Here is a 13599-nt window from a genome sequence, read left to right on the forward strand (position 1 = left end):
CCGGGAGGAGGCCCGGCCGCTCACTGAGCGCTCGGGAGGGCGATCAGTAGGAGGCGCCGAGCAGCAGGTCGCGCGGGTAGAGGAGCTTGGCGACGCCGTCGACCTTGACGCCGAGGTGAAGGTGCGGACCGGTGGAGCATCCGGTCGAGCCGACCTCGCCGATCTTCTGGCCGGCCTTGACGGTCTGCCCGTTCTTCACCGAGAAGGCGCTGAGGTGCGCGTAGGTGAGGACGAACTCCGTGCCGTCGATGGTGGTCTTCACCAGCACCTGCTTCTGACGCGTGTTGTTCGGCGCCCAGGACGGGCAGCCCGAGGTGATCCAGATCTCCTGGACGGTCACGGTGCCGCCGCGCATCGCGTACACGGGCGTCCCTGTCCTGGCGGCGAAGTCGTCGCCGGAGTGGCCCGAGTACGTCGTCATCGTCGCCGAGGGCCGGATGGGGAAGGCCCAGCCGTACTTCCCCGGAACGCCCGAGCCTGCCGCGCTCGCGTCCGAGTAGGCGGGAAGCTTCTTGCCGGTCCAGGTCGACAGTCCGTCCACCTCGACCAGCCGCAGCTGGCCGCTGTCGTCGAGGGTGAGCCCCGCGACCGCGTAGCCGTTCGTCCCGGAGCCCCATGCGGCCCGCCCGTCCCTGGTCGAGTAGACCGCGAGCGCACCGTCCTCGCGCAGGAGCAGGACGGGTGCTGCGGTGCCCGTGGTCCTGGTCGTCCGCAGCGGCGTGCCGCTCCGGCTGAGGACCACGTTCCCATCGCCCTGCACGGTGAAGCGGTAGGTGCCGTTGGGTGAGGCGATGTAGGTCCCCGCGCGCATCGGGATACCGGGGCGCAGGACGTTGCCGAGCGACCACGAGGCGGTCCGCTTGACCGACGTGCGGGTGACGGTGAGGTAGCCGCTCTTGGTGGCGGTGACCGTCACGGTCACCGCCCTGCCTGCGGCCCACTCCGGAACCCGCCAGGTGGAGGAGGTCGCGCCCGCGACCACGGCCCCGTCGACCCGCCACTGGTAGCCGAGATTCGGAGTCGGGCTCCACGTCCCGATGACCGCGGTGAGCGTGCGCCCGGCTGCCACACTGCCGCTCACGGTGGGCGTGGGGGCACTCGTGAAGGCCCATTTCACATCGACGGTCGCGCTGGTGCGCGACACCGAGGTGTACCCCGATTTCGATCCGCCGATCCGCACCGACACCTCGTGGCCGGCGTCGGCGGCGACGAGCTTGTAGGTCTTGGCGGTCGCGCCGGGGATCGAGGCTCCATCCCGGAGCCACTGGTATCGCAGCGTGACCGGCGACGGACCCCAGGTGCCCGGCGACGCGGTGAGCGTGGAGCCGACAGCGGGGGTCCCGCTCAGCGCCACGCGCGACGGAACGGTCAGCACGCGCGGAACCGTGACCGCGGCGCTCGAGCGGGTGACGCTCGTGTATCCCGTCTTCACGCCCTTGAGCCGGACCGAGACGGCCTTTCCGGCGTCGGCGCTCGTGAGCTTGTACGACGCCGCGGTGGCGCCTGCGATGGCGCTTCCGGCCCGGTACCACTGGTACGTGAGAGCCACCGGCGACGGACCCCACGCCTCGTGGGTCGCCGTCACCGTGCGGCCGACGGCCACCGTGCCGGTGATGACGGGAGCGGGAGATGCCGTGAACGCACGGAGGATCGTCCGACCCGAACTGGTGGCGCTGGTCGTCACGTAGCCGGTGCGCGACGCGGTGACCCGCACCGACAGCACCTGGTCCGCGTCGGCGGCGGTGGCGACGTAGGTCGCCGACGTGGCCCCGGCGATCGCGCTCCCGCCGCGCAGCCACTGGTAGCGGAACGTCGACGGCGTGGGCGACCAGGTCCCGCGCACGGCGGTGAGAGTGCGGCCCACCGTCGTGGTGCCCGAGACGGTCGGTGTGCCGACCGTGGTGAAGCGCTTGCTCGGGGCCGGTGTCGGAGTCGGGGTCGGCGTCGGCGTCGCGACCGCGGTGGCGGTGGGCGTGGGCGTCTGCGCACCGGCCGGGAGCATGTGCGAGGCAGCGCTCGCGGGCAGCACCGTCAGGGCGCCGGCGGCGATCAGCGCGAGGCCGGCGAAGGTCGCGAGGGCGCGACGAGGGAGGGCACGTGAAATCACAGGCTCCCTCCCGGGGGGTGTCGGGGCGTACGCCGAGGCGCAGCGTCACCGTATCAGACGACCGGGTGGATGCAGCAGGGGCGTGCGGAGTGGCGCGCAGGACTCCGGTCCGCGGCCGTGCCCCGTCATCCGCTGCGCAGCACGCCCTCGATCACTGCGGGGTCGCTCATGAGCGGCACGCTCAGACAGATGCTGACGACGATGAAGGAGACGACCGCACCGACCAGGGCGATCCACCACGACAGCCGGCCGCGCACAATCGCGCGCCACGACAGCAGGGCGGTGACGATCCACCCGACGGCGAAGAGGACGGCAGCCGTGGTGCCCCAGGCGCGGCCCTCTGCGACAGCGGTGAAATCGGCGTCGATCCCTGCCATCCGCATCCACAGCTCGGCGAAGGCGGCGTAGTCGATGAGCTGCGGGATCGTCGTGACGACGGTGAAGAGACCGTAGGCCAGGAGCGCGATCGTCACGAAGCGGTCGCGCCGTCGCGGGTTCGCCGCCGCGGCCGCGGCCTCGGGAGCAGGGGTCGACGCGACCGACGGGGGCGGCACGGCCACCGGCAGAACCTGGGCGTCGCCCGCCGGGACCGCACCCTGCGGCCCTCCGGACCGGCGGATGATCTCCTGCTGCTCCTCGGGCGTCGCGTACTCGCCGTACTGCGGCGCCGGGCGCGGGGTGTCGGTCACGTGCGGTCCTGTCCGGCCGCCGCGGGCCCTCCCGCCGCCCTCCCGCCGAGCGCCCGCTCGTCGCGGCGTCCACTGGAGTCCTGGCGCAGCTCCTTCGGGAGGGAGAACAGCAGATCCTCCTCCGCGGTGCGCACCTCCTCGACGTCGCGGTAGCCGGCGCCGGCGAGCTCGGAGAGGACCTCTCGCACCAGGACCTCGGGCACCGAGGCACCGGAGGTCACACCGACGGTCTCGACGTCGTCGAGCCACTCCTGCTGGATCTCGTGGGCGTAGTCCACGCGGTACGCGGCCTTCGCCCCGTACTCGAGCGCGACCTCGACGAGGCGCACGCTGTTGGAGGAGTTCGCCGATCCGACGACGATCACCAGATCGGCGTCCTTGGCGACCTTCTTGATCGCGACCTGACGGTTCTGGGTGGCGTAGCAGATGTCGTCCGAGGGCGGGTCCTGCAGGTTCGGGAACCGCTCGCGGAGGCGGCGCACCGTCTCCATGGTCTCGTCGACCGAGAGCGTCGTCTGCGAGAGCCACACGACCTTGTCGGGATCCTTGACGACGACCGTGGCCGCCTCGTCGGGCGAGTTGACGACGGTGACGTGGTCGGGCGCCTCGCCGGCGGTGCCCTCGACCTCCTCGTGGCCCTCGTGGCCGATCAGGAGGATCTCGTAGTCGCTGCGGGCGAAGCGCACCGCCTCGCGGTGCACCTTCGTGACCAGCGGGCAGGTCGCGTCGATGGCGTGCAGTCCCCGGTCGGCCGCGGCCGACACGACGGCGGGCGAGACCCCGTGCGCACTGAAGACGACGTTCGCGCCGGGCGGCACCTCGTCGACCTCCTCGACGAAGACGGCCCCCTGGGCCTCGAGCTCGGTCACGACATGGATGTTGTGCACGATCTGCTTGCGCACGTACACCGGCGCCCCGTAGCGCTCCAGCGCCTTCTCGACGGCGATGACGGCCCGGTCGACACCGGCGCAGTAGCCGCGCGGCGCGGCCAGCAGCACCCGCTTCTGTCCGGAGACCGGGTTATCCTGGAGCCGCCCTCGCGGCCCCGGTACGCGGGGCAGGGGCAGCTGGACGACGGATGTGCTCACACCCCGAGTCTACGAGGCGCAGCATGACAGTGGCCTGAGCGGCGGGATCGTGCCGGGCCGACCGATCCGCGACGCCGCACGGCGGCCGGGGCGCATCACCCGGGGCGCAGCGCAGGAGGAGGACACGTGACGTCGTTCGAGACGGTGGAGGGCCAGACGCCGCCGCCCGACTCCGTGCATCCCCGGGAGTCCTCCCCACAGGCCCCGACCTCCGTCTCGCGGCTGAACGAGACCATCCGCGATTTCGTGCAGCGGTGGAACTCGGTGTGGGTCGAGGGCGAGGTCACCTCGTGGAACGTGCGCGGCGGGCACGTCTTCGGACGCCTGAAGGACGCCGCGAGCGATGCGGCCATCTCGTTCCGGCTGTGGTCGTCCACCCTCCAGCGGCTGCCGGAGAAGATCGCCGTCGGCGACCGGGTCGTGGCCTGCGTCAAGCCCGACTACTTCGTCAAGAGCGGCGACTTCACGTTCACCGTGTCGTCGATGCGACACACCGGACTGGGCGACCAGCTCGAGCGGCTGGAGCGCCTCCGCTCCCAGCTGCGCGCCGAGGGGCTCTTCGACCCGGCGCGCAAGCGTCCGATCCCGTTCCTCCCACACGTCGTCGGCCTCATCACGGGCGAGCGCAGCGACGCCGAGAAGGACGTGCACCGCAACGCGGAGCTGCGCTGGCCGCAGGTGCGCTTCCGGACGATCCATGCCGCCGTGCAGGGCGACCGGTGCGTCCCCGAGACGATCGCCGCCCTCTCGGCGCTCGACGCCGATCCCGAGGTCGACGTGATCGTGATCGCACGCGGCGGGGGCGACCCGCAGACCCTCCTCGGGTTCAGCGACGAGCGCCTCCTGCGCGCCGTGGCGGCCGCGGCCACGCCCGTCGTCTCGGCGATCGGCCACGAGAACGACCACCCGCTCCTCGACGACGTCGCCGATCTGCGCGCCTCGACCCCCACCGACGCGGCGAAGAAGGTCGTGCCCGATGTCGCCGAGCAGCGCGCCCTGGTGCAGCAGCTGCGCAGCCGCGCCCGCAGCCGGCTCACCCAGCGCCTCGGCCACGACATCGCCCAGCTGGAGCAGCTGCGCTCGCGTCCCGTGCTCCGCGATCCCGAGTCGCTGCTGACCGGGCGGGCGCAGGAGGTGTGGACCCTGCAGTCGCGGGGACGCGACATCGTCCGCCGGCGGATGGACGCCGCCGCGACGGCCACCGCCGAGCTCCGCGCCGCGCTCCGGGCCCTCTCCCCCGGCGCGACGCTCGCCCGCGGGTACGCGATCGCGCACGTCGGCGAGGGCGTCATCGTGCGCGACGCCTCGCAGGCGCCCGCGGGGACAGACGTGGTCGTCACCGTCGCCCGGGGCTCGTTCCTCGCGCGCTCGGACGGCGAGCTGGCTGCGGACCCGGGCACGGCGGCCGCCGAGGCCGGGGGCACGTCCGCCGAGGACCGTAGGATGGAACCATGACGAGTGACGGCACCGCCGACATCGCCGGCCTGTCCTTCGAGCAGGCCCGCGACGAGCTCGTCCGCGTCGTCGCCGAGCTCGAGCAGGGTGCGCCCACCCTTGAGGACTCCCTCACGCTGTGGACCCGCGGCGAGGCCCTCGCCGCCCGCTGCGAGGAGTGGCTGCTCGGAGCCAAGCGCCGGCTCGACGCCGCCCGCTCGGTCGACGCGGAGTCGTGATGGCCTCCGGTCCTCGGATCGTCGCCGAGCTGGGTCGCCCCGAGACTCCCGACGAGACGGCAGCCCGTAAGGCGGAATCCTCCCGCGTCTACCGCTCGAGTCAGACGTTCCGCAACCTCATCGCCGCCCTCATCGCCACCGTCGCGGTGGTCGCGGTCGTCTACTTCGGCGTGCCGCGCGGCACGCCCCCGCAGCAGCCGCCGGTGGACGTCTCGGCGGCCGCCGCCGAGGTGTCCGCATCGCTGGGCCGCACCGTGATCGTGCCGGAGACCCCCGGATCGTGGCGGGCCAACGCCGCCCGGGTCGAGGACGGCGCGTGGACGGTCGTGTACGCGCCCCGGACCGGGTTCGTGCGGATCGCGCAGGGATTCGACGTGCCGGACACCTGGACGTCGACGCTCCTCGGCGGATTCGCTCCGACCGGGGCGACCAGCGTCGACGGGATCGAGTGGGACGTCTACGACCTGCCCGGCGACGACGGCATCCGCTACGCGCTGACCACCGACGCCGGTCCCGACACGATCGTCGTCTACGGCTCGATTTCCGCCGAGACCGCCGAGACGGCGGCTTCCGGGCTCACCGCACAGATCCGCGCCCTGCGAGAGGAGACACCGTGACCGACGCACGCCCCACCCCGACGACCGTCTGGAACGAGATGCGACGCGGCAACGCGCGCTTCGTCGCGGGTGAGCCCCGCCACCCGCGACAGGACGTCGAGCGACGCCATGAGCTGGAGAGCGCCCAGAAGCCGCGCGCCGTCCTCTTCGGCTGCTCCGACTCCCGCCTGGCCGCCGAGATCATCTTCGACAAGGGCCTCGGCGATCTGTTCGTCGTCCGCAACGCCGGCCAGGTGGTCTCGGACTCGGCGATCGCCAGCATCGAGTACGCCGTGGCGGTGCTCGACGTGTCGCTGATCATCGTGCTCGCGCACGACCAGTGCGGCGCGGTGCGCGCGGCGATCGACTCCACCGCCCTGGACGCGCCCGAGCTGCCTCCGCACATCTGGCGCCTCATCGCGAAGATCGTGCCCGCCGTCAAGCGCGTGCTGCGCACCGACCCGGACGCGACGCCCGAGTCGGTGGACGCCGAGGCCGTCGGCGCCGAGCACCTCCGGGGCACGGTGGACGAGCTGCTGGCGTCGTCCCGCCTCATCGCCGACGCGGTGGCCGAGGGCCGTCTCGCCATCGTCGGCGCGAACTACCGGCTCGGCGAGGGCACCGCCGTGCCGCAGGTCAGCGTCGGCATCGACGCCTGAGCGCACATCAGACACCCACCAGGAAACGAGGACGTGACCGACATGACAGAGACCGACTACCGCATCGAGCACGACACGATGGGTGAAGTTCGCGTGCCCAAGGACGCGCTGTACGCGGCGCAGACCCAGCGCGCGGTCGAGAACTTCCCGATCTCGGGCACCGGCCTGGAGTCGACGCAGATCGCGGCCCTCGCCCGGATCAAGAAGGCCGCCGCGCTCGCCAACAAGGAGCTCGGCACCCTCGACGCCGCGATCGCCGAGGCCATCGCCTGGGCCGCCGACGAGGTCGTCACCGGCCGGTACGACGCGCAGTTCCCGGTGGACACCTACCAGACCGGGTCGGGCACGTCCTCGAACATGAACATGAACGAGGTGCTGGCCACCCTGGCGACCCGGCACCTCGGCTCCCCCGTCCACCCCAACGACCACGTCAACGCATCGCAGTCGTCCAACGACGTGTTCCCGACGTCCGTGCACATCGCGGTCACCCAGGCGCTCATCGACGACCTGATCCCGGCGCTGGACCACCTCGCGGTGGCGCTGGAGGCCAAGGCCGAGCTGTGGAAGGACGCCGTCAAGTCGGGGCGCACCCACCTGATGGACGCGACGCCGGTGACCCTCGGCCAGGAGTTCGGCGGGTACGCGCGGCAGATCCGCCTGGGCATCGAGCGCGTGCAGGCGGTGCTCCCGCGTGTGGGCGAGGTGCCCCTGGGCGGCACCGCCGTCGGCACGGGCATCAACACGCCCCTGGGCTTCCCGCAGAAGGTGATCGCCCTGCTGCAGGCGGAGACGGAGCTGCCGATCACCGAGGCGAAGGACCACTTCGAGGCGCAGGCCAACCGCGACGGCCTCGTCGAGGCCTCCGGCGCGCTGCGGACCATCGCGGTGTCGCTGACCAAGATCAACAACGACATCCGCTGGATGGGCTCCGGGCCCAACACCGGCCTGGGAGAGCTCCACATCCCCGACCTGCAGCCGGGCTCGTCGATCATGCCCGGCAAGGTCAACCCGGTCGTGCCGGAGGCCACGCTCATGGTGTGCGCGCGGGTGATCGGCAACGACGCCACCGTGGCGTGGGCGGGCGCGTCGGGCTCGTTCGAGCTCAACGTCGCGATCCCCGTCATGGGGACCGCGCTGCTCGAGTCGATCCGCCTGCTCTCCAACGCGATGCGGGTGCTCGCCGACAAGACCATCGACGGCCTCGAGGCCAACCTCGACCGGGCTGCCGCATACGCGGGGATGTCGCCCTCGATCGTGACGCCCCTCAACAAGCTGATCGGCTACGAGGCGGCGGCGAAGATCGCCAAGCACTCCGTCGCCAAGGGCATCACGGTGCGCGAGGCCGTCATCGATCTCGGGTACGTCGAGCGCGGCGAGCTGACCGAGGCGCAGCTCGACGAGAAACTCGACCTCCTGTCGATGACCCACGCGGGTTGATAATCGGAGAGTGAACCGCGCGACATCCGTGCACTCCCGGCGCACACGAACTCTGGGGCTCCTCGTCGCCGTCGTGGCGGCCGGCTTCGCGCTGGCCGCGCTCGGCGTCGTCCTCGTGCACGTCGTCACCGAGCAGCCGCTGCCCTGGGCGACCATCCCCGTCTACACGACGCTGACCCTGGCCACCCTCGTGGTCGTGGGCGTCGTGGGATGGACCATCCTCCCGTCGGCTCCCGCGGAGCGGGTGGCCAACGACCAGGAGGAAACGGCGTACGAGGCCCAGCGGAGACTGCTCGACGACGTGCGCCATGAGCTCAAGACGCCGATCACGATCGTGCGCGGCCACCTCGAGGTGATGGATCCCAACGATCCGTCCGACGCTGCGGCGATCCGCGACCTCGGCATGGCGGAGCTGGACCGGATGACGCGCCTCATCGGCGACATCGATCTGCTGGCGGCCGTGGAGACCGACAAGTTCACGATGTCCGAGGTCGATCTGGGTCTGCTGACCCAGCGCGTCGGCGAGCTGGTGACGGTGATCCCCGACCATGCGTGGAGCGTCGAGCAGGCTGCGGACACCGTGATCCGCGGTGACGGCGACCGCCTGCTCCAGGCCTGGCTGCAGCTGGCCGACAACGCGGCGAAGTACACGCCCGCCGGCAGCGCGATCGAGGTGGGCAGCGCCGTGCACGCCGGCGGCGTGCAGCTGTGGGTGCGCGATCACGGTCCGGGGATCGCCCCGGCGATGCGGCACCGCATCTTCCGGCGCTTCGACCGGGGCACCGGCAAGCGGTCGGTCGGCGGCTCCGGGCTCGGGCTGGCCATCGTCGACGCGATCGCCAAGGCGCATCGCGGCCACTGCACGATCGCCGACACCGCCGGCGGCGGCGCGACGTTCACCCTCGAGATCCCCTTCGGCACGAAGGCCACCGTCCCCTCGCCGGTCCGCGCCGGCGACGTCCTGATGCAACGAGAGGCCACCGGATGACACGTATCCTCGTCGTCGACGACGAACCCCACATCGTCTCGCTGGTGACGCGCAGTCTCCACGCCGACGGCTACGAGACCGTCGTCGCCGAGGACGGCGCGGAGGCGCTGGAGCGCGCTCTCGAACCGGACATCGCGCTGGTCGTGCTGGACGTGGGACTGCCGTCGATGGACGGGTTCGAGGTGCTCCGTCACCTGCGGGCGCGCGGCAGCGCGATCCCCGTCATCATGCTCACCGCCCGCAGCGGCACCAGCGACACGATCGAGGGACTCGACGCCGGCGCGAGCGACTACGTCGCGAAGCCCTTCGCGGTCGCGGAGCTGCTCGCGAGGGTCCGCTCCCGCCTGCGCGAGTCCGCGACCGCGCCGGTGCTGCTCACCCGCGGGGATGTGACCCTCGACGTGCTCGCGCGCCGCGTCACCGTCGCCGATCGCGAGGTGGACCTCTCCGCACGGGAGTTCGCCCTCGCCGAGCAGTTCCTCCGCCACCCCGGCGAGGTCCTCACGCGCGAGGTGCTGCTGAGCCGGGTGTGGGGCATGGACTTCGATCCGGGCTCGAACGTCGTCGACGTGTACGTCCGCTACCTGCGGGCGAAGCTCGGCCCCGACAACATCGCCACCGTCCGTGGCGAGGGCTATCGCTGGGACTGAGGCGTGCCGCTCCCCGACCGCGACACGCTGGTCGCCTACCCGGCCGGCGACGTGTCCTCCACCGGCACGGTGCTCCACGTCGAGCGCCTCGCCGACGGCCGCTCCGCGGTGGTGCTCGATCGCACCGCCCTCCACCCCGTGGACACCGCGTGGCCCGATCAGCCCGCCGACCGCGCCGCCCTGCGCTGGGGTGACGACGAGCGCGTCGTGCAGGACGGCGTGACCGGCGGCATCCACCAGGGCGTCCTGCACCTCGGCGCCGACCTCCCGGTGCGAAACGGCACCGAGGGGTGGACGTTCGTGGTCGCCCACGTGATCGAGGGCGCACCGCCCGCCGTCGGGACGACCGTCGAGGTCGAGGTCGACGCCGCGTACCGGCGCTCCCTCTCGGCGGGGCACACCGGCTGCCACCTGGCATCCCTCGCCCTCGACGCCGCCCTCGCTGCGGCCTGGTCCAAGCCGGTCGCGCTCGACGCGCTCGGCCACCCCGCCTTCGATCAGCTCGCCATCCAGCGCTCGCAGATCGTTCCGGACGGGTCACTCGACACCTACCGCGTGGGCAGATCGCTGCGCCGCAAGGGTTTCGATCCCGCCGCCCTCGACGATCCCGGCGCCGTCGCCGAGCGGGCGAACGCCGTGCTGACGACGTGGGTCACGGCGGGCGGCGACGTGCGGATCGAGCGCACCGACGACGCGCTGTCCGCCCGGCGCCGCTGGGTGTGCGCGCTGCCCGACGGCCCGGTCTCGATCCCGTGCGGCGGGACCCACGTGGAGTCGCTCTCCGCGCTCGGGAGCGTCACCGTCGCCCTGACGACACGTCCGGTGGACGGCGGCCTCGAACTCGAGATGCGCACGCAGGTCACGCCGGCCCGCTGACACGAGCGCTCACCGCCCCGCGCCGCCGACCCGCCGGTTCGCCGTCGAGAGCACGGATGGTGCCCGCGCTCTCGACGGCGAGGACGGTCGTCTCGCGCCGCGGGGATCAGGGAGCGGTCAGCTCAGCTCGCCCTGCTCCAGCAGGTCGGTGACCAGCGCGGCGATCGCCGAGCGCTCCGAGCGGACCAGGGTGACGTGGCCGAACAGGTCGTGCCCCTTGAGCGTCTCGATCACGCTCGCGACGCCGTCGTGCCGGCCGACGCGCAGGTTGTCGCGCTGCCCCACGTCGTGGGTGAGCACGACGCGCGAATTCTGCCCCATGCGGCTCAGCACCGTCAGCAGCACGTTGCGCTCGAGGGACTGGGCCTCGTCGACGATCACGAACGCGTCGTGGAGCGAGCGGCCGCGGATGTGGGTGAGCGGCATCACCTCGAGCATGCCGCGCTCGACGACCTCCTCCAGCACGTTGCCCGAGACCACGGAGCCGAGCGTGTCGAAGACCGCCTGGCCCCACGGGTTCATCTTCTCGGCCTGATCGCCGGGCAGATATCCGAGCTCCTGCCCGCCGACGGCGAACAGCGGACGGAAGACGATGATCTTCTTCTGCTGCTGGCGCTCGAGCACCGACTCGAGGCCGGCGCACAGTGCGAGCGCGGACTTGCCCGTCCCGGCCCGGCCGCCGAGCGACACGATGCCCACCTCGGGGTCGAGGAGGAGGTCGATGGCGATGCGCTGCTCGGCGGAGCGGCCGTGGAGCCCGAAGACGTCGCGGTCGCCGCGCACCAGGCGGTACTCGCCGTCGCCGGTCACCCGGCCGAGCGCCGAGCCGCGCTCCGAGTGGATCACGAGGCCGGTGTTCACGGGAAGGCCGCGGACGTCCTCGCTGAGTGCGACCTCGGTCTCGTAGAGGTCGCTGACCTCGTCGCCGGAGATGTCGATCGAGGCGATGCCGGTCCATCCCGAGTCCACCGCCTGCTCGGCGAGGTACTCCTCGGCGTGCAGGCCGAGCGAGGCCGCCTTGACGCGCATGGGAAGGTCCTTGGAGACCACCGTGACCTCGTGGCCCTCCTGCGCCAGATGCATGGCCACGGAGAGGATGCGGGTGTCGTTGTCGCCGAGTCGCATGCCGGCGGGAAGGACCGAGGGGTCCGTGTTGGTGAGCTCGACGCGCAGCGTGCCGCCGTCTCCGACGGCGACCGGGAAGTCCAGCCGCCCGTGCTCGACGCGCAGTTCGTCGAGGTGACGCAGCGCCTGGCGGGCGAAGTAGCCGATCTCGGGATCGTTGCGCTTGCCCTCGAGCTCGGTGATCACGACCACCGGGACGACCACCGAATGCTCGGCGAATCGGAAGAACGCCCTCGGATCGCTCAGCAGCACCGACGTGTCCAGGATGTATGTGCGCAGATCCTGACCTGCGGCGGTGTCCTCGCCGGTGCTGATGCGGCGCTGCTGCTCTGGTGCTCGTGTGGTCACAACCCACTCCCGCCCCGGGTGATGATCACCCGGCAGTTACGAGTCGACCAGGGGCCACGAGTCAGTGGATGGCCGACTCGAACGGGCGCCTTGCCCGATGTGATGACGGTACGTCGCGCGGCCCCGGCGCGACGCATGCGACACGCCCTCGCCAGATGTCCGGCACGTTAACTCTCGACGGCGGGCGCCGGGACGACGAGGCGATGGCTGGACACCTCCGCGAGCGCGTCGCCGAACAGCTGCAGGCTGTCGGCGGCGGTGCCGGCGTGGGCGCTCACGCGGATCGTGCCGCCCCGGGCAGTGGCGGTCACCCCGTGGTTGGCCAGGGCCGCGGCCAGCGCGCCCGCGTCCTGGGGATCGGGCGACAGCGCGACGATGCCCGCGTGGGAGTCGCGGGGAGTGAGCACGGGCATGTCGTAGCGGTCCGCGAGCGCCATCATGTGCCGGGCCCGGTCCCGCACCGCCTCGGCGATGCGGCCCACCCCGACGTCGCGGATCTCGCGGACGGCGGTCGCCAGTCGCGCCGCGGCGAGCGCGTCGATCCCCGACACGGCGAACGCCGCGGCGCCGGGCGCCGGGGCGGGCACGCCGGGTGCGCCGATCTCGCCGTCCATGCCGGCGAAGCCCGACAGCACGGGCTCGATCCGCTCCCGCGCACGGGGGGTGAAGCGCGCGAAGCCCGTGCCGCGACCGGCGCGGAGCCACTTGTAGCCGTTCCCGCAGACGACGTCGGCGGCCGCGTAGTCGGCGTCGACCACCCCGAAGCCCTGGATCGCGTCGACGATCAGCAGACGATCGCCGATCACGTCCCGGAGTGCCGCGAGGTCGGCGACGAAGCCGGTGCGGTAGTCCACGAGGCTCACCGCCACCGCGGTCACGTCGTCGTCGAGCGCGTCGCGGACGGCCTCGGGCGTCACGAACGTGCCGGGAGCAGGCAGGTCGCGCACGCGGAGGCGGCCGAGCGCGTCCTGCGCGCGCCGTGCGGTCACCGGAAGGGCGGGGAACTCCGCGGCGGAGACCAGCACCTCGCCGCTCAGGCCGAACATCGCGTGCATGAGGCCGTAGGAGGTCGACGGCTGAAGGGTGACCTCGTCGGGTGCCGACCCGAGCAGCTCGGCGAGCAGGGCGCGCGCCTCGTCCGCGCGCTCGGCGACGAGGCCGATGCCCGAGCGGCGCCCCGCGCCGAGGAGCTCCGCGTCGGCGGCCGACTCGGCCTGGACGGCCGGCGACAGCGGCCCGAACGCCGCCCAGTCGAGGTATCCGGGTTCCTCGTCGAAGCTCTCGAGATACGACTCCAGCTCGATCACCCCTCCAGTCTGGCACGGCCCGTCCGGTGCCGCCGCGCCCGGCACGGCACGGCCGC

Annotated in this window: 13 protein-coding genes; 8 read left to right on the forward strand and 5 right to left on the reverse strand. The window is 72.3% G+C overall.

Translation table 11 applies throughout. From position 1 onward, the window contains the following. Positions 1 to 43: 43 nt before the first annotated feature. The 3 genes from QQZ13_RS02840 to QQZ13_RS02850 form a co-directional block, all read right to left on the reverse strand. A complete protein-coding gene (locus tag QQZ13_RS02840) occupies positions 44 to 2107 on the reverse strand; it encodes a peptidoglycan DD-metalloendopeptidase family protein (protein ID WP_284527606.1) in 2064 nt (687 codons plus the stop codon). Positions 2108 to 2232: 125 nt separating this feature from the next. Further along, positions 2233 to 2796 carry a DUF6264 family protein gene (locus QQZ13_RS02845; protein WP_284527607.1) on the reverse strand — a complete coding sequence of 188 codons (564 nt, stop codon included), beginning with the start codon at positions 2794 to 2796 and terminating at the stop codon, positions 2233 to 2235. After that, positions 2793 to 3884, reverse strand: coding sequence for a 4-hydroxy-3-methylbut-2-enyl diphosphate reductase (locus QQZ13_RS02850; protein ID WP_284527608.1), 1092 nt, complete (start codon positions 3882 to 3884; stop codon positions 2793 to 2795). Before QQZ13_RS02850 ends, QQZ13_RS02845 begins: the two co-directional genes overlap by 4 nt. 126 nt (positions 3885 to 4010) lie before the next feature. On the opposite strand from QQZ13_RS02850, the gene xseA reads away from it, so the two are divergent. From xseA to QQZ13_RS02890, 8 genes are read left to right on the forward strand one after another with little or no spacing between them, the layout of a single operon-like run. Beyond that, the gene (xseA, locus tag QQZ13_RS02855; RefSeq protein ID WP_284527609.1) at positions 4011 to 5339 is read left to right on the forward strand and encodes an exodeoxyribonuclease VII large subunit; all 1329 of its coding nucleotides are present in this window, start codon (positions 4011 to 4013) and stop codon (positions 5337 to 5339) included. Next, positions 5336 to 5557 (forward strand): exodeoxyribonuclease VII small subunit, encoded by a 222-nt coding sequence (locus QQZ13_RS02860; protein WP_284527610.1) that lies wholly within the window; start codon positions 5336 to 5338, stop codon positions 5555 to 5557. The genes xseA and QQZ13_RS02860 overlap by 4 nt, the downstream gene beginning before the upstream one ends. Next, positions 5557 to 6174, forward strand: coding sequence for a DUF4245 family protein (locus QQZ13_RS02865; RefSeq protein ID WP_284527611.1), 618 nt, complete (start codon positions 5557 to 5559; stop codon positions 6172 to 6174). Before QQZ13_RS02860 ends, QQZ13_RS02865 begins: the two co-directional genes overlap by 1 nt. A 38-nt stretch (positions 6175 to 6212) precedes the next feature. After that, on the forward strand, positions 6213 to 6812 hold the full coding sequence (locus QQZ13_RS02870; RefSeq protein WP_284528017.1) for a carbonic anhydrase: 600 nt from the start codon (positions 6213 to 6215) through the stop codon (positions 6810 to 6812). Between the two features lie 42 nt (positions 6813 to 6854). Then, positions 6855 to 8249, forward strand: a complete 1395-nt coding sequence (locus tag QQZ13_RS02875; RefSeq protein ID WP_284528018.1) for an aspartate ammonia-lyase — start codon at positions 6855 to 6857, stop codon at positions 8247 to 8249. A 10-nt stretch (positions 8250 to 8259) separates the two neighbouring features. Continuing rightward, the gene (locus QQZ13_RS02880; protein WP_284527612.1) at positions 8260 to 9237 is read left to right on the forward strand and encodes a cell wall metabolism sensor histidine kinase WalK; all 978 of its coding nucleotides are present in this window, start codon (positions 8260 to 8262) and stop codon (positions 9235 to 9237) included. Then, a complete protein-coding gene (locus tag QQZ13_RS02885) occupies positions 9234 to 9887 on the forward strand; it encodes a response regulator transcription factor (RefSeq protein ID WP_284527613.1) in 654 nt (217 codons plus the stop codon). Before QQZ13_RS02880 ends, QQZ13_RS02885 begins: the two co-directional genes overlap by 4 nt. Positions 9888 to 9890: 3 nt before the next feature. Next, entirely contained in the window at positions 9891 to 10763 is an 873-nt protein-coding gene (locus QQZ13_RS02890; protein WP_284527614.1) for a metal-dependent hydrolase, read from the forward strand. 117 nt (positions 10764 to 10880) lie between these two features. Here QQZ13_RS02890 and QQZ13_RS02895 read toward each other — a convergent pair whose 3' ends face one another. Next, positions 10881 to 12203, reverse strand: a complete 1323-nt coding sequence (locus QQZ13_RS02895) for a PhoH family protein (protein WP_284528019.1) — start codon at positions 12201 to 12203, stop codon at positions 10881 to 10883. Positions 12204 to 12403: 200 nt separating this feature from the next. Next, positions 12404 to 13543: an aminotransferase class V-fold PLP-dependent enzyme gene (locus tag QQZ13_RS02900; RefSeq protein ID WP_284527615.1), complete on the reverse strand. Its 1140-nt coding sequence runs from the start codon at positions 13541 to 13543 to the stop codon at positions 12404 to 12406. Positions 13544 to 13599: the final 56 nt, after the last annotated feature.

The organism is Microbacterium sp. T2.11-28 (assembly GCF_950097975.1).
GTDB lineage: Bacteria > Actinomycetota > Actinomycetes > Actinomycetales > Microbacteriaceae > Microbacterium.

What these genes read in the sequence shown, in the direction of transcription:
- QQZ13_RS02860 (WP_284527610.1), top strand. Translation starts at nt 5,336, where the DNA reads ATGACGAGTGACGGCACCGCCGACATCGCCGGCCTGTCCTTCGAGCAG.
- QQZ13_RS02865 (WP_284527611.1), top strand. Translation starts at nt 5,557, where the DNA reads ATGGCCTCCGGTCCTCGGATCGTCGCCGAGCTGGGTCGCCCCGAGACT.
- QQZ13_RS02870 (WP_284528017.1), top strand. Translation starts at nt 6,213, where the DNA reads ATGCGACGCGGCAACGCGCGCTTCGTCGCGGGTGAGCCCCGCCACCCG.
- QQZ13_RS02875 (WP_284528018.1), top strand. Translation starts at nt 6,855, where the DNA reads ATGACAGAGACCGACTACCGCATCGAGCACGACACGATGGGTGAAGTT.
- QQZ13_RS02885 (WP_284527613.1), top strand. Translation starts at nt 9,234, where the DNA reads ATGACACGTATCCTCGTCGTCGACGACGAACCCCACATCGTCTCGCTG.